At 70.7% G+C, this 15,530-nt stretch carries 15 protein-coding genes and 1 pseudogene; 10 read left to right on the forward strand and 6 right to left on the reverse strand.

Annotated features, from left to right (window positions below; genetic code table 11):
* Positions 1-328: 328 nt before the first annotated feature.
* A pseudogene (locus ACQP0U_RS29895) lies at positions 329-730 on the reverse strand (hypothetical protein); the annotation flags it as partial.
* Here ACQP0U_RS29895 and ACQP0U_RS29900 point away from each other — a divergent pair.
* The gene (locus tag ACQP0U_RS29900) at positions 636-1,538 is read left to right on the forward strand and encodes a hypothetical protein (protein WP_433321362.1); all 903 of its coding nucleotides are present in this window, start codon (positions 636-638) and stop codon (positions 1,536-1,538) included. The pseudogene ACQP0U_RS29895 and the gene ACQP0U_RS29900 overlap by 95 nt on opposite strands.
* A 240-nt stretch (positions 1,539-1,778) precedes the next feature.
* Here the strand turns inward: ACQP0U_RS29900 and ACQP0U_RS29905 are convergent, their stop codons facing one another.
* Together ACQP0U_RS29905 and mshA are read right to left on the reverse strand one after the other, a co-directional pair.
* Positions 1,779-2,294, reverse strand: a complete 516-nt coding sequence (locus tag ACQP0U_RS29905; protein ID WP_433313527.1) for a YbjN domain-containing protein — start codon at positions 2,292-2,294, stop codon at positions 1,779-1,781.
* Between the two features lie 57 nt (positions 2,295-2,351).
* Positions 2,352-3,716 carry a D-inositol-3-phosphate glycosyltransferase gene (mshA, locus tag ACQP0U_RS29910; protein ID WP_433313530.1) on the reverse strand — a complete coding sequence of 455 codons (1,365 nt, stop codon included), beginning with the start codon at positions 3,714-3,716 and terminating at the stop codon, positions 2,352-2,354.
* 204 nt (positions 3,717-3,920) lie between these two features.
* On the opposite strand from mshA, the gene ACQP0U_RS29915 reads away from it, so the two are divergent.
* Both ACQP0U_RS29915 and ACQP0U_RS29920 read left to right on the forward strand, forming a co-directional pair.
* Entirely contained in the window at positions 3,921-4,688 is a 768-nt protein-coding gene (locus ACQP0U_RS29915; protein WP_433313532.1) for an SDR family oxidoreductase, read from the forward strand.
* A gap of 141 nt (positions 4,689-4,829) precedes the next feature.
* On the forward strand, positions 4,830-5,618 hold the full coding sequence (locus tag ACQP0U_RS29920) for a class I SAM-dependent methyltransferase (protein WP_433313535.1): 789 nt from the start codon (positions 4,830-4,832) through the stop codon (positions 5,616-5,618).
* A gap of 118 nt (positions 5,619-5,736) precedes the next feature.
* Here ACQP0U_RS29920 and ACQP0U_RS29925 read toward each other — a convergent pair whose 3' ends face one another.
* Entirely contained in the window at positions 5,737-6,819 is a 1,083-nt protein-coding gene (locus tag ACQP0U_RS29925; protein WP_433313538.1) for a UDP-N-acetylmuramate dehydrogenase, read from the reverse strand.
* Positions 6,820-6,888: 69 nt separating this feature from the next.
* On the opposite strand from ACQP0U_RS29925, the gene ACQP0U_RS29930 reads away from it, so the two are divergent.
* The 7 genes from ACQP0U_RS29930 to ACQP0U_RS29960 all read left to right on the forward strand — a co-directional run bounded on the left by ACQP0U_RS29930 (position 6,889) and on the right by ACQP0U_RS29960 (position 14,681).
* Positions 6,889-7,647, forward strand: coding sequence for a maleylpyruvate isomerase family mycothiol-dependent enzyme (locus tag ACQP0U_RS29930; protein ID WP_433313540.1), 759 nt, complete (start codon positions 6,889-6,891; stop codon positions 7,645-7,647).
* A gap of 204 nt (positions 7,648-7,851) precedes the next feature.
* Complete coding sequence (locus tag ACQP0U_RS29935; RefSeq protein ID WP_433313543.1) at positions 7,852-9,156, forward strand: ABC transporter substrate-binding protein; 1,305 nt, start codon at positions 7,852-7,854, stop codon at positions 9,154-9,156.
* A 69-nt stretch (positions 9,157-9,225) separates the two neighbouring features.
* Positions 9,226-10,209, forward strand: a complete 984-nt coding sequence (locus tag ACQP0U_RS29940) for a carbohydrate ABC transporter permease (RefSeq protein ID WP_433313546.1) — start codon at positions 9,226-9,228, stop codon at positions 10,207-10,209.
* Positions 10,206-11,039 carry a carbohydrate ABC transporter permease gene (locus ACQP0U_RS29945; protein WP_433313549.1) on the forward strand — a complete coding sequence of 278 codons (834 nt, stop codon included), beginning with the start codon at positions 10,206-10,208 and terminating at the stop codon, positions 11,037-11,039. The genes ACQP0U_RS29940 and ACQP0U_RS29945 overlap by 4 nt, the downstream gene beginning before the upstream one ends.
* Positions 11,036-12,448: a GH1 family beta-glucosidase gene (locus ACQP0U_RS29950; RefSeq protein WP_433313552.1), complete on the forward strand. Its 1,413-nt coding sequence runs from the start codon at positions 11,036-11,038 to the stop codon at positions 12,446-12,448. The genes ACQP0U_RS29945 and ACQP0U_RS29950 overlap by 4 nt, the downstream gene beginning before the upstream one ends.
* Positions 12,449-12,468: 20 nt before the next feature.
* Positions 12,469-13,476, forward strand: coding sequence for a LacI family DNA-binding transcriptional regulator (locus tag ACQP0U_RS29955; protein WP_433313555.1), 1,008 nt, complete (start codon positions 12,469-12,471; stop codon positions 13,474-13,476).
* Between the two features lie 308 nt (positions 13,477-13,784).
* Entirely contained in the window at positions 13,785-14,681 is an 897-nt protein-coding gene (locus tag ACQP0U_RS29960; RefSeq protein WP_433313557.1) for a GNAT family N-acetyltransferase, read from the forward strand.
* Between the two features lie 7 nt (positions 14,682-14,688).
* Here the strand turns inward: ACQP0U_RS29960 and ACQP0U_RS29965 are convergent, their stop codons facing one another.
* Entirely contained in the window at positions 14,689-14,958 is a 270-nt protein-coding gene (locus ACQP0U_RS29965; protein ID WP_433313560.1) for a hypothetical protein, read from the reverse strand.
* On the reverse strand, positions 14,955-15,248 hold the full coding sequence (locus ACQP0U_RS29970) for a hypothetical protein (RefSeq protein WP_433313563.1): 294 nt from the start codon (positions 15,246-15,248) through the stop codon (positions 14,955-14,957). The genes ACQP0U_RS29965 and ACQP0U_RS29970 overlap by 4 nt, the downstream gene beginning before the upstream one ends.
* Between the last annotated feature and the right edge of the window lie 282 nt (positions 15,249-15,530).

Genomic DNA, 15,530 nt, shown 5'->3' on the forward strand with positions numbered 1-15,530 from the left:
TGGGCGCCCGCCGGTGGGGCCGGCGGCGGCGGGCAACACTCACCCCCGTAAGCATCGCCCGCTCACGCCGCCGGTCCTAACAGGTGGGCACCGTCCCCCAACGGTTAATCCACCCGTCCCCTCGCGCCTCGTCTGGTGCGCGGATCTGATCGATCCGCCGCTCCCCCGAACGTTTCCAAACGTGGCGCGGTGCAATAAAGCTAGTTCGCCCGGATTCTGGATTCAACCCAGAACGGCTGTCTCGCCGGTCACAACTGGCGAGTATCCGCTGCTCCGGCCTCGTCCGTTGGCAACAGCCGACTACCCGTCAGCCATTCCCGCAAACACCTCAACCGTCTTCCCGATCGGGTGACTCGGTCCGGAAGAAGCTGCTCTGCCGGCCGTCGCGCAACTGTTCCTGATAAATCAGGTTCAGCCGACGCAGGTCAAAGGTGTAAAACCACTCATCCCAGGTGATCTCGCGGATCCGGCTGCTTTCCCGGTATCCGGGAATGTTGAAGGTCAACACACCCGCCCGGCCGTCCCGCTCGGTACCGGCGATGGTCGCCGGCTTCGCCCCGCGTTCACGGGCCCAGCGCTGGATCACCTCGTGGTTCGTCGTGATCAGGCTCCGCCCCGGGCGCTCCGGCCGGTCCATGGTCGACGAGATCACCTGCGAGCTACGGACCGACCGACCCGTGCCCCGTCCGGTCCGGATCCCGCCGGCCGCCGTGCCGCCGCCGGTCGACCGCGTCAACGTACGCCTGGCCGGCGCGCTCTTGGCCGGTGCCGCGCGCTTCGCGGCAGTGCTCTTGGCCGCCGTGCTCTTGGCCGGCGCGGCGCGCTTCGCGGCCGTACCCCTGGCCGGTGCCGTGCGCTTCGCCGCCGCGCTCCTGGCCGGCGTCGTGCGCTTGGCCGCCGGCCGGGCCGGTGCCTTCTTCGCCGGCGCCTTCCGCGCGGGCGCCGTACGCGCCGTCGCGGTCTTTCGCGCCGCCGTGGTCTTCCGCGCAGCCGCAGTCTTGCGTGCCGCCGCGGTCTTCCGGGCGGCGGTCGCCTTCGTTGCGGCTGCGGTCTTGCGTGCGGTCGTCGACGTCGCCGCTGTCGTCCTCTTCGCGGCGGTCGCCTTCTTCGCCGGCGCCCTCTTCGTCGCCGCCGTCGACTTCCGCGCGGCTGTCGCCTTCGTCGCGGCGGCCCGCTTCGCGGGCGCGCTCTTGTTCGCCGGCGCGGCCTTCGCGCGGCTCGACGCCGGCCTGGCCGCCGACTTCTTGGTGGCGGCGGCACGACCCGCCGACGCGCGGGTGCCGGTGGCCCGGCCCGACGGGCCGGTGCTGCTCCGACCCGCGCCGGCCCGCATCGAGCGCACCAGCTGTTTCACCAGGTCTGGCTTGCGCAGTGCGGAGATCCCGGAGACCCCGCGTTTGCGTAGCTGCCCGCGGATGTCGTCCACCCGCATCCGGGAGATCTCCGACTCGGAGACTCCGGGCGTACCCGGCGTCTGGTTGCCGGCCTGTCGCTTGGTCCTGGTCGCAGTCGCGCCGCGACCTGAGCTGTTCCGCTGAGCCATGGGACGCTCCGCTCCTTGGCACTCCGTCATCGGCGCGCGGGGGTCCCTTGCCGCACCGCGCGGTGCGGCATACCCGTCAGGAGCAGTCCGAACCACAGTCAGCTCGCCATGGTCGTGCTGGATCCAGGATCGAGTGGCATCGCCGCGTCGACGACACCACTACTTCCTGGTTCGAGCACGATCATGGGGCGCGGGGCGGGACCGGGGGCGCAGAGCGCAGACCCTGCGTGGTGGGTCAGGTCGGGTCGGGGCCTGCGCCGGAGGGCTCGAAGAGGTGGGCGAAGGCGGCCAGGTTGGCTGTCGACTCGCCCCGCTTGACCCGCCACTCGTACTCGCGCCGGATCGAACTGCCGAAGCCGATCTCCAGCATCGTGTCGAACGACTCGTCGGCGTACGTGAGCACAGCCCCGAGCAGTCGGTCCAGCTCGTCGGCGTCCACGCCGGCCGGGTTGACCCTGCCGGTCAGGTACACGTCGCCGACCGCGTCGGTGGAGAAGGAGACGCCGTACATCCGGGCGTTGCGCTGCAACAGCCAGGCCCACAGCTCCTCGCGGCGCTCGTCCGGCTGGCGCATCACGAACGCCTCGACCCGCAGCGCGTGCTCGCCGACGATCAGGTTGCAGATCGTCTTGAGCTTGTGGGTGCCCGGCAGCGTCACCGCGTACGAGCCGGGGCCTGTCGACTCCCAGGCCAGGTCGCGCTCGGCGCAGACCGACTCGATCAGGGTCGCAAGATCGCTCTTCGGGCTCACCGGACCCACTCTACGACCGACCCGGCCCGCGCACCGGGTGGCGACCGCCGCCCCGAGTCACCAGGAGCAGGAAAGCGCCGGGTCGCCCGCCAGGTCGGCCGCGAGCCGGGTGCGGTGCGCGGCGATCGCCTCGCCGTAGACCCCGAGCAGACCGGCGACCGTACGGTCCCAGGAGAAGTGCCGTGCGTGCTGCTCGGCACCTCGGGCGAGCACCGACCGGAGTGCCCGGTTCGGCAGCAGGCCGCCCAGCTCGCGGGCCCAGTCGACCGGGTCGTGCCCGTCGATCAGTACGCCGCTGACCTGGTCCCGTACGGCGGTGACCAGCCCTCCGACGGCGGCGGCCAGGACTGGCGTACCGCAGGCCTGCGCCTCCAGGGCGACCAGCCCGAACGACTCGTTGTGCGACGGCACCGCGACCAGATCCGCCGCCCGGTACAGGGCCGGAAGGTCGTCACCGGTGAGCGGTGGCAGGAACCGCACCCCGTCGGTGACGCCGAGCTTGGCGGCCAGCTCGATCAGGGCGGTCGGCCGGTCCAGCCCACTGCCGCTGGGCCCGCCGCAGATCACCACCGTCACCTGGTCAGCCAGCGCCGGGTCACGATCCCGCAGGGCGGCGATCGCGCGGATCAGCACGTCGGGGGCCTTGAGCGGCTGGATCCGGCCGACGAACGCAACCACGTACCCGTCGACTGGAAGCCCCAGCCGGCGGCGGGCCCGGCGGGCGGCCGCGGACCTGTCGCCCGGCGCGGGCCGGAACCGGGCCAGGTCGACGCCCGGCTGCACGACAGACACCCGGGTCGGGTCGGCGTCATACCTGGCGAGCAGGTCGCTGGCCTCGACCCGGGTGTTGGCGACCAGCCGGTCCGCCTCGGCGACGACCTGTTCCTCGCCGATCACCCGGGCCTTGGGCTCCGGCCGGTCACCGGCCGCGAGCTGGGCGTTCTTGACCTTGGCGAGGGTGTGCGCGGTGTGTACCAGTGGCACACCCCAGCGCTCCTTGGCCAGCCAGCCGACCTGGCCGGAGAGCCAGTAGTGGGAGTGGATCAGGTCGTAGTGGCCGGGCGGACGGGACGCCTCGGCGCGCAGCACCCCAGCGGTGAAGGCGCAGAGCTGACCGGGCAGCTCCTCCTTGGTGAGGCCCTCCAGGGGGCCGGAGGTGATGTGTCGGACCTGCACTCCGGGCGCCATCTCGACCACCGGGGGGAGGTCACCGGACGTGGCCCGGGTGAAGATCTCCACCTCCACGTTGGCCTCGGCGAGACGCCTGGCGACTTCGAGGATGTAGACGTTCATTCCGCCGGCATCACCAGTGCCGGGCTGGTGCAGGGGTGAGGTGTGCACCGAAAGGGTCGCGATGCGGCGAGGCCGGGGCCACGGTTGGGCACCTCGCTGACGACCGACACCGGTGTGCATTTCCGCCACATCCGCTCCTTTGTCACGGTTGATGCCGTCTCGCACGACCGGCGCTTCTCGGTCAACCTGTACGCCGGATGTCATCTTCCCCATCGGGCTTCGGAAATTCCCCGGCACGGCCCCTCCGCGTGACGGACCTCATCACCGAAAGCCGCCAATGGCTGCCGTACGCCCGGCCGGGGCGGGTCGTACGCCCGGGGTGACAATGTCGGAATGACCTCAGTCGCCATCGTCACCGGAGCGTCCAGCGGAATCGGCGCGGCCACCGCCCGCCGGCTCGCCGCCGAGGGCTTCCACGTGCTCGCCGCCGCCCGCCGCGCCGAACGGCTCACCGACCTGGTCGCCCAGATCACCGCCGCCGGTGGGCAGGCCACCGCGGTGACCTGCGACATCACCTCGGACGAGTCGGTGGCCCAACTGGCCGAGGCTGCTGCCCGGGCACCCGGGCCGGTCACCCTGCTCGTCAACAACGCCGGCGGAGCGCGGGGGCTCGACCCGGTGGAGTCCGGCTCGGTCGCCGACTGGCAGTGGATGTACGACGTGAACGTGCTCGGCACCCTACGGGTCACCCAGGCGCTGCTGCCGGCGCTGGAGGCCTCCGGCTCCGGCACCATCGTGGTGGTCTCCTCCACCGCCGGCCTGACCGTGTACGAGGGCGGGGGCGGCTACGCCGCCGCGAAGCACGCGCAGACAGCCATCGCCGGCACGCTCCGCCTGGAGCTGTGTGGCCGGCCGCTGCGGGTCATCGAGATCGACCCGGGCATGGTGAAGACCGAGGAGTTCGGGCTGGTCCGCTTCGAGGGCGACGCGGAACGGGCGGCGGCCGTCTACGCCGGGGTGCCGGGGCCGCTCGTCGCCGAGGACGTCGCCGACTGCATCGCCTGGTGCGCCACCCGCCCCGAGCACGTCAACATCGACCGGCTGGTGGTCCGGCCGCGGGCGCAGGCCGCCCAGCACAAGGTGCACCGAGTCGGCCAGTGAAGCGCGAGGAGTGAGCCGGGTTTGCGAGCCCCGCAGTCGCGAACACAGATTGCCCAGTGAAGCGCGAGGAGTGAGCCGGGTCTGCGAGCCCCGCAGTCGCGAACAGAGAACGGCGCTGAGGTCGTCGGCGGGGAGGTTGCCATGAGCCCTGCGGCGCGGCGGCGGCCGTTCGGCGTGGTCACGCGCGGCACGACGAACCCGAACCGACTCCGTCGGGTGGACAACTGGATCGTCGCCACCTGCGCCGACCGGCTGTTGGCGGCGGACGACCCGCTGGTGGTCGACCTCGGCTACGGTGCCACACCGGTGACCGCCGTGGAGTTGCGCGCGCGGCTGGCGGCCGGGGTTCGTCCGGACGTCCGGCTGGTCGGGCTGGAGATCGACGCGGCCCGGGTGGCGGCCGCGGCGCCGGCCGCCGACCCACCCGGGCTGACGTTCGCCCGGGGTGGTTTCGAGTTGACCGGGCTCCGGCCGGTGCTGGTCCGCGCGTTCAACGTGCTGCGACAGTACGACGAGAGCGAGGTCGCCGAAGCCTGGCGGACGATGACCGCCGCGCTCGCCCCCGGTGGAGTGCTCGTCGAGGGCACCTGTGACGAGTTGGGCCGGCTCGCCAGCTGGCTGCTGATCGACGCCGAGGGCCCCCGGACGCTGACCCTGGCCGCGAAGCTCACCACGCTGGGCAGCCCCGCCGAGCTGGCCGAGCGGCTGCCCAAGGCGCTGATCCACCGCAACGTTCCCGGTGAGCCGGTGCACGCTCTGATCAGCGCACTGGACGACGCCTGGCAGGCCGCCGCCCCGTACGCCACCTTCGGCCCCCGGCAACGCTGGCTACGAGCGGTGACCCGCCTGCGCGAAACGGGCTGGCCCGTCCTCGACAACCCCACCCGCTGGCGCCAGGGCGAACTAACCCTCCCCTGGCCCCTCCCCTAACCCCCACCCACGCCCGTCGATCTTGCACTTTCAGTCGACGATTCGCCCCCTTTGCAGCCGCTATGTCCCCGCACAAAGTGCAAGATCGCGGGAGCTGAGGGCGGGGCGGGGTGGGCGGCTAGAAGGTGCAGTTGATGAGGACTGGTTCGGGGTGGAGGGTTACGCCGAAGCGGGCGTGGACCTGATCACGGATGGTGCGGGCGAGGGCCAGCAGATCACTGGTGTGGGCGGTGCCGCTGCGGTTGGTCAGGGCCAGGGTGTGCTTGCTGGAGATGGCCACCCCACCGTCGCCGGGGTGGCCCTTGGTGAAGCCGGCCTTGTCGATCAGCCAGGCGGCGCTCACCTTGACCAGGCCGTCCGCCCCGGGCCAGGCGGGCGGGTCGCCCAGTTCGGCGGAGCGTTCCAGGAGCTGTTCGTACGTCGCACGGTCGAGCACCGGGTTGGTGAAGAAGGAGCCGACCGAGCGAGTGTCCGGGTCATTGGCGTCGAGCACCATGCCCTTGCCGGCACGCAGCCGCAGCACCACCGCTCGGGCGTCCGCCAGTGGCACCTGGTCGCCCACCTCGACGCCGAGCGCTCTGGCGAGTTCCGCATAACGCACCGGCCCGGAGAGCGGAGACCTGGTGAGCCGGAAGTCGACCGAGAGCACCACCCAGCGGTCGACGTACTTGAAGATGCTGCCCCGGTAGGCGAAGCCGCAGTCGGCGGCGGGGATGATCTGGCGGGTGCCCTCGACCCGGTCGTACACCTCGACGCCGGTGATCGTCTCGGCGACCTCCTGGCCGTATGCGCCGACGTTCTGGATCGGGGTGGCGCCGGTCGAGCCGGGGATGCCGGACAGGCACTCCAGCCCGGCCCAGCCATTGGCGACAGTGGCGGCGACCAGGTCGTCCCAGGGCTCGCCGGCATCGACTCGTACGGTGACCGAGGAGGCATCCTCGGCGACGACCCGCAGGCCACGGGAGCGCACCAGCACGACGGTGCCGGGGAAGCCGGCATCGCCGATCACCACGTTGCTGCCTCCGGCCAGGATCAGGACCGGCTCCGCTGAGGCCTGGACCGCCCGGACGATCTCGTCGGCACTGCCGGCGGCCACGATCCGCTCGGCCGGCCCACCCGTTCCCAGGGTGGTGTAGCCGGCGAGTGGACCGGGGATGGCACGATCGGCGTCGGTTGTCGGCTGGGCGGAAGCGTCTGGCACGCCCTTCACCTTAGGCTGACAAGTAGCCGCGGCACCCACTGGTCGCCCGGCACCCCCGGGAGGATGGCGATGAGCAGACTGCAGGGCAGCAAGGATTTCTGGATCGGGGCGCTGCGGGCGGAGGGTCCGGCTTTCGCGGCAGCGGTGGCCGAGGCGCCACCGGAGACACCGGTGCTGTCCTGTCCGGGCTGGACGGTCAACGACCTCACACTGCACATGGCCGGGCTCTACCACTGGGTTTCGTCGTTCGCCGGTTCCGGCCAGACCAGCCAACCGCCTCGGCGGGAGAAGCTCGAGGCCGACCCGGGCGTGAACGCGCTCCAGCTGTGGCAGCAGGGTTACGACCGGGTGATGACCCTCTTCGACGGGCTCGACCCGGAGGCGCCCGCGTGGAACTGGGCCCCGCAGCCGAAGAAGGCCGGTTTCTGGCCGCGTCGGATGGCACACGAGACGGCTGTGCACCGCTGGGACGCCCAGCTCGCCATCGCGGCTGGTGACCCGGTCGAGGCGAAGCTCGCGGCCGACGGGGTGAGTGAGGTGCTGGACACCTGGCTGCCGGCGGGCCGCCGGCAGGTGCCGGGTGACTGGCACGGGGTGGTGCAGCTCTGTGCGACAGACGCGGCCCAGGAGTGGTATCTGCGGCTGCGCGGCGAGGGGGTGGCGCTGCTCGACACCGCGACCATCTTCGACCACGACGATCACCACGCTCGCGCCCAGGTCAGCGGCACCGCGAGCGACCTGCTGCTGGCGCTCTGGGGTCGGGTGAGCTTCGAGACGCTGGACGTCGTCGGCGATCGCACCCTGTTGGACGGTCTGCGCACCGGCTGACGGACCCACCCGTACGAGGGCGTCACCCCACACCGGGGTGGCGCCCTCGTCGGCGTCGGGAGACGAGCCGGCGTGCGGAGGACGGGAATCGCGACGGCGAGAGAGCGCTCTCTTGACAGCGGCATGACGACCCACCACCCTGTCGTGAGAGCGCTCTCTTAGCCATCTGCCATCACCCGCCCGCCTTGAGAGAGGTCGAAACCCATGGCTGTCCTCCCCCGCCGCCGCCTCGCCGCGGTGGCCCTCGCCACCGCCACCGCCCTACTCGTCACCGCTGGCTGCGGCGGTGGTGACGAGCCGGGCGACGGACCGGTCACCCTGACCGTCGACGTCTTCGGCCAGTTCGGCTACGAGCAGCTCTACCAGGAGTACATGGCCGCGAACCCCGACGTGAAGATCGTCGAGCGCGGCACCGGCACCAACCTCGACGAGTACTCGCCGAAGCTGACCCAGTGGCTCGCCGCCGGCCGCGGCGCCGGCGACGTGGTGGCCATCGAGGAGGGCCTGCTCGTCGAGTACAAGGCCAACCCGGCGAACTTCGTCAACCTGCTGGACCACGGCGCCGCCGACCTCAAGGGCAACTTCCTCGAATGGAAGTGGAACGCCGGTCTGACCGCCGACGGCAAGCAGCTCATCGGCCTCGGCACCGACGTCGGCGGCATCGCGATCTGCTACCGCAAGGACCTCTTCCAGAAGGCCGGCCTGCCCACCGAGCGGGACGCGGTCTCCAAACTCTGGCCCACCTGGCCGGACTACATCGCCACCGGCGAGCGGTTCACGGCGGCGAAGACCGGCGCGTCCTTCCTCGACGCCGCGACCAACACCTTCAACACCATCCTGCTCCAGACCGCCGGAAACACGACCGGCTACAGCTACTACGACACCAGCGGCAACCTGGTCGTCGACAGCAACCCCTCGGTACGGCAGGCGTGGGACACCACAATGGACATCATCGACTCGGGCCTCTCCGGAAAGTACGGCTCCTGGTCCGAGGAGTGGGTTTCCGCCTTCAAGCAGTCGAAGTTCGCCACCATCGCCTGCCCCGCCTGGATGACAGGCGTCATCGAGGCCAACGCGGGCACGGCCGCCCAGGGCAAGTGGGACATCGCCCGGGTGCCCGGCAACGGCGGCAACTGGGGTGGCTCGCACCTCGCCGTGCCCAAGCAGAGCAAGCACCAGGCCGAGGCGATCGAGCTGGCCAAGTTCCTGACCAGCGCCAAGGGGCAGATCGGGGCGTTCAAGGCCAAGGGTCCGCTGCCCTCCTCGCCGCAGGCGCTCGACGACCCGGCGATCACCGGCGCGACGAACGCGTACTTCTCGGGGGCACCTGTCGGCGCGATCTTCGGCACCGGCGCGAAGAGCCTGAAGCCGGTCTACATGGGCCCGAAGAACCAGGCCGTACGGACCGAGGTGGAGAACGCCGTACGGACCGTGGAGCTGGGTCAGCGCAGCCCCGCGCAGGGCTGGACCGACGCGGTGACCAACGCGAAGAAGGCCGCCGCCAAGTAGCCCAACCAGCGTGCGGGCGGGCTCCGGCGACCGGAGTCCCGCCCGCACGGCGGAAAGGAGTTTCCGGGCATGACCGTCCAGCTCGACGCCCGCCCGCCGGTCGTACCGGCGCCGCAGCGCTCGTCAGGTCGGCTCAGCCGGCTCGACACCCGGCTCTCGCCGTACCTCTACATCGCCCCGTTCTTCCTGCTCTTCGGTGTCTTCGGGGCCTACCCGCTGGCGTACACCTTCTGGGTCTCGCTGCACGACTGGGACCTGCTCGGAGCCGACCACCCCTTCGTCGGGGCGGAGAACTACACCCGACTGCTGGCCGACGCCGACTTCTGGCACGCGCTCGTCAACACGCTGGGGATCTTCGTCATCTCGACAGTCCCGCAGTTGCTCGCCGCGCTCTGGCTGGCCAACCTGCTCAACCGTGGCCTGCGGGCGCGCACCGGTTGGCGGATGGCGGTGCTCGTCCCCAACGTGACGTCCACAGCGGCGGTGGCGATCGTGTTCGGGGTGATCTTCGGCCGCGAGTTCGGCATGATCAACTGGCTGCTCGACCTGGTCGGACTGGACGCGATCGGCTGGAAGTCCAACCGGTTCGCCTCCTGGGTGGCGATCTCCGCCATGGTCGACTGGCGGTGGACCGGCTACAACGCGCTGATCCTCCTGGCCGCGATGCAGGCCATTCCCCGCGACCTGTACGAGTCGGCGTCCATCGACGGTGCCAACCGGGCCCGACAGTTCTGGTCCATCACCGTGCCGCTGCTCAAACCGACGATCATCTTCTGCGCCATCATCGCCACCATCGGCGGACTGCAGCTCTTCACCGAGCCCCGGCTGTTCCACTCCGGCACCAACCCGATCCGGGGCGGCCCGATGCGGGAGTCGCAGACGCTGACCATGTACATGTTCGAGAACGCCTTCGCCCCGCACTACAACTTCGGATACGGCTCGGCGGTGGCCTGGCTGCTCTTCGCGCTCATCGCGATCGTCGCGGCGGTCAACGTGCTGCTCCTGCGCCGCCTCGGCGGCGGGGACCGCCCGCGGAAGGAATCGGCTCGATGAACCGACTCTGGCGGGCCAGCCCGCTCACCTACCTCGCCCTTGTCGTCGCCGCCGGCCTGTCGGTCTTCCCGATCTGGTGGATGTTCGTGGTGGCCAGCCGATCCAGCGACGCGATGGGGCAACTGCCGCCACCGATGACGCCGGGTGGCAACCTGGGCGCCAACATCGCCCGGCTGTTCGACAACACCGACGCGTACTTCCTGACCGGTCTGATCAACTCGACGATCGTGGCCACCACCGTCACCGTGTCCGTGGTGTTCTTCTCCAGCCTGGCCGGCTTCGCCTTCGCCAAGCTACGGTTCCGCGGCCGCAACGCCCTGCTGCTCGTCATCATCGCGACGATGATGGTGCCGACCCAGCTCGGCGTGATCCCGCTGTACCTCCTGATGACCCAGTTGCAGTGGAACGACCGGCTGCCCGCGGTCATCGTGCCGGCCCTGGTCACCGGGTTCGGGGTCTTCATGATGCGGCAGTACGCCGGCCAGGCGGTCAGTGACGAGCTGATCGAGGCCGCCCGGATGGACGGCTGCGGCACCGCCCGGATCTGGTGGCACGTCGTGCTGCCCGCCCTGCGTCCCGCCGCCGCCGTCCTCGGTCTGCTCACCTTCATGACCACCTGGAACGACTTCCTCTGGCCGTACGCTGTACTGAACGATCCGGCGAATCCAACAGTGCAACTGTCCCTACGAGCACTGTCGGACGGGTATTACCAGGACATGTCGCAGGTGTTCACCGGAACGGCCATCGCGACGCTGCCCCTGCTACTGGTCTTCGTGTTGTTCGGCCGGCAGATCATCGGCGGAATCATGGAAGGTGCGGTCAAGGCGTGAACGAGCGGAGCGAGCAACCCAACAGGCACAGCAACGAGATCCGTTTTCCCGAACACTTCCTCTGGGGGACGGCCACCGCCGCGTACCAGATCGAGGGTGCGGCCCGCGACGACGGTCGCGGTCCGTCCATCTGGGACACCTTCAGCCGTACGCCGGGCAAGGTGTACCAGGGCCACACCGGCGACGTCGCCTGCGACCACTACCACCGGTACGCCGACGACGTGGCGCTGATGGCCGAGCTGGGCCTGCGGGCGTACCGGTTCTCGGTCGCCTGGCCGCGGATCCAGCCCGACGGCACCGGCCCCGCCAACCCCCGGGGGCTGGACTTCTACGACCGGCTCACGGACACGCTGCTCGCTCGGGGAATCGACCCGATCGTCACCCTCTACCACTGGGACCTCCCGCAGGCCCTCGGTGACCGGGGCGGCTGGACCAACCGGGACACCGCCGAACACTTCGCCACCTACGCGAGCGCTGTGTACGCCCGCCTCGGCGACCGGATCGACGTGTGGACCACACTCAACGAGCCGTGGTGCTCGGCCTACCTCGGTTACGCCAACGGCCTGCACGCTCCCGGCGAGCAGGATGCGGCGGCGGCCTTCACCGCCGTACACCATCTGCTGTTGGGGCACGGCCTGGCGGCGCGGGCGTTGCGGGCGGCCGGCGCGCGCAGCGTGGGCGTCACCGTCAACCCCGCCGATGTACGCCCAGCCGACCCGCAGAGCGCGGCCGACGCCGCCGCGGTCCGCCTGGTCGACGGCCTGCACAACCGGATCTTCCTCGACCCGCTGCTGGCCGGCGGCTACCCCGACGACGTCCGGGAGCACGTGGCAAGGATCGTCGAGCCGACGTTCATCCGCGACGGCGACGAGAAGCTGATCGCCGCCCCGATCGACCTGCTCGGCATCAACTACTACGCCCCGAGCTACGTGGCCGGTCGGCCCGACGGCACCGGCAACGCCGCGTACCCGGGCACCGAGGGCGCTGTGCACTTCCTGCCGCCGGCCGGGCCGCTCACCGACATGGGTTGGATGATCGAGCCGGCCGGGCTGACCCGGCTGCTGGAGCGGATCGCCGCCGACTACCCGGGTGTGCCGCTGCTGATCACCGAGAATGGTGCGGCGTTCCCCGACAAGGCTGGCGCCGACTCGCCCGACGGTCCGGCGCAGGTGATCGACGCCGACCGCATCGCCTACCTCGACGGGCACCTTCGCGCGGCGCACGAGGCGATCTCCCGGGGCGTGGACCTGCGCGGTTATCTCGTATGGTCATTCCTGGACAACTTCGAGTGGGCGGAGGGTTACCGCAAGCGGTTCGGGATCGTGCACGTCGACTACCTGACCCAGCGGCGCACACCGAAGGCCAGCGCCCGGTGGTACCAGGAGGTGATCTCCCGGAACGGGCTGTGACGAGCGGGGGGAAAGGCGCGATGACGACGGCGCAGCGGCCGACGCTCGAAGCGGTGGCAGCGCGGGCCGGGGTGTCCCGCGCCACCGTGTCCCGGGTGGTCAACGGCTCCACCACCGTCGCCGAACCGATCCGCGAGGCGGTCACCAGGGCGGTCGCCGAGCTGGGGTACGTCCCCAACCTCGCCGCCCGCAGCCTGGTCACCCAGCGCACCGACTCGATCGCCCTGGTCATGCCGGAGGCAGCCACCCGGGTCTTCTCCGACGACCAGGTCTTCCCCGGCATCATCCGGGGCGTCAGCCAGGAACTGGAGGCGGCCGACAAGCAACTGGTGCTGATGCTCGCCGGCTCGCCGGCCGGGCACCACCGGGTCGAGCGGTACACCACCGGCCGGCACGTCGACGGCGTGCTCTTCGCGTCGCTGCACGGTGCCGACCCGCTCCCCGGCACGCTGGCCCGACTCGGCATCCCGGTGGTGGTCAGCGGCCGGCCGCTCGGCGACGTGCCCGTCCCGTACGTCGACGTCGACCACGTGGGCGGGGTGACCGAAGCCGTCCGGCACATGATCGACAGCGGTCGTCGACGGATCGCGACAATCGCCGGACCACAGGACATGGTCGCCGGGATCGAGCGGCTCAGCGGCTACCGCAGCACGGTCGCCGAGGCGGGGCTGCCCGAGCTGATCGCCATCGGCGACTTCACCCGGGAATCCGGGTCGGCGGCGATGCGCCGCCTGCTCACCGAACACCCCGACCTGGACGGCGTCTTCGCGGCATCCGACCTGATGGCGCACGCCGCCCTGCGGACGCTGCGCGAGGCTGGTCGACGGGTGCCGGACGACGTGGCAGTGGTCGGCTTCGACGACATCGAGACCGCCGCCTACACCGAGCCGCCGCTGACCACCGTCCGGCAGCCGATCGTGGAACTCGGCCGCCGCATGACCCGTCAACTGCTCCGGCTGGCCGCCGGGGAGACCATCGAGCAGGCGGTCATGCTCCCCACCGAGCTGATCCGCCGCGCCTCCGCCTGACCCCCGGCCCGCGCCGCGCCCGCCCCCGAGCCCGCGCCCGCCCCGCCCCGCGCCCGCGCCCGCAAGATCCGCACAACTTCAGGGAAGTAGTTGCCTCCGAGCGCCGGGAGGCCACTATTTCCCTGAAGTTGCTGCCTGCTGGTCGGTCGCGGGCTGCGGAAAGCGCCTGGTTAATGCGTCGCTTGGGCGGACGATCTTGGTTAGCCTCGCCGATATGCCGGATCCTGTCGCACCACCGCACGTACTCAGCTGTTCCCACCAACCCGTCGAGGTCGGGGCGATCGCCGCCGTACGGATGGGAGGCTGACATGCGGATCCGAGTGGCGCAGCCGGACGACGCACCGGGCGTGGTGGCCCTGCGGGCGATGGTCTTTCCGTACCTGGTGCGTGGGGTCGAGTCGACCCGGAAGATGATCGCCGAGCCCCCGCCGGAGGAAGCCTGGACCGCCTTCGTGGCCGAGGTCGACCACCAGGTGGTCGGCTGGGTGTCCGCCGAACGAATCGGCACCACATCGGTGGCCGACGTCGGTGGCATCAACCTGCTGCACGTGCACCCGGAGCATCGGCGACGCGGCATCGGCAGCGGGCTGCTGACGGCCGCGACCGACTATCTCCGTCCACTGGGAATCCGCCGGGTGCGTGCCACGGCACAACCGGAGGCGCTGCCGTTCGCCCGCCGGCACGGCTACGAGCCCAGCCGCGAGGTGCGCTATTCGGCGCTCGACCTGAATCCGGCACCCGCGCTACCCGACCCACCCCCGGGCGTACGGCTGCACCCGATCGCTGACCTGGACCCGCACCTGCTCTACGCCGCTGACGTGGCCTCGGCCGTCGACGAGCCGGGCGACGTGCCGGTCGACAGCAAGAGCTACCTGAGCTGGCAGTACGACGTCTGGGACAACCTCGGGCTCGACAAGACGGCCAGCGTCGCCGCCGAGGTCGACGGGGAGGTGGTCGCCTTCAGCCTGGTCAAGCGGGACGGGGACCGGATGTGGTCGGACTACACCGGCAGCGTTCCGGCGTATCGAGGGCGAGGGCTGGCCCGGCTGGCCAAGACCGCCGCGCTGCACCGGGCCGCCGCGAACGGCGTGCGCGTCGCGTACACCTCGAACGACGAGGCGAACGCACCGATGCTCGCGATCAACGCCCGACTGGGCTACCGGCCGGTGGCATCCCAGTGGAGCTGCCTGGCCGACCTGACCTGATCCTGAATCACCCTGCCCGGTTCGATCGGCGGGCCAGGGACAGCCAGCCGAGAAAGCGGGTGTGCAGCACGGCGGGATCCGGACGACCGCCCAGGCTGTACATGTCGTCGGCGGCCTCCTGCATTGATGAGGCCAGGTAGAACGCCAGCGCGATCGAGTGACCGTAGAACTCGGCAACAAGGTCGAGTTGAGCCGGACCGCAGGGCCACGGCGCGGCGCAGTTGCGGCACAGCCACGCGGGGCGCATCGGCAGGTGCGGGCGCGGGCGGGCGCTCATCCGACCCGCACCGGTCCACGGCGGACCTGCCGACGGGCTGTGGGCCGGGCGGCCGGCGCCGGACCCTCGTGCCAGATCAGCCCCGCCGTCTGGACGAAGAGCGACCGCCGGACGACCGCCTCGCCCTTCATGCCCAGCTCGTAGCCCTCAATCCAGAGCCAGCCGTCATAGGTCACCCAGTCGGGAAGCCGGATAACGCGGACGAAGATCGGCCGGAGGAACTGAACACTCGCCGCACGGGTCAGGTGCAGGACATCGCCCGACTTCACCTTCCGCACGGACCCCCTCATCCGGCCATCCATCGATGCCTTCCTCTCCCGATCGTTAGGAGCGGCCGCATCGAGTTCTCGCCCAAGGGGCGGCACTGTGCTGAAGCCACCGCCGGGCGTCGCTTCCACCAGCAGCAGCGCTCAACTACACGGTTTCAGTGGGTATCGGACGCCTATACCGTCCGTGTGCGACCATCAGGGACGTCTAGGAAAGGTCCCCATGCGATGACGCGGAACGACGCACTCGGACACGCCCTCAGATCGGCGGGGTTGACAGTTGCTGACCTTGGCGAGAAGTGCGCG

The sequence above is a fragment of the Micromonospora sp. CA-269861 genome (genome assembly GCF_050948505.1).
In the GTDB taxonomy this organism is placed as follows: domain Bacteria; phylum Actinomycetota; class Actinomycetes; order Mycobacteriales; family Micromonosporaceae; genus Micromonospora.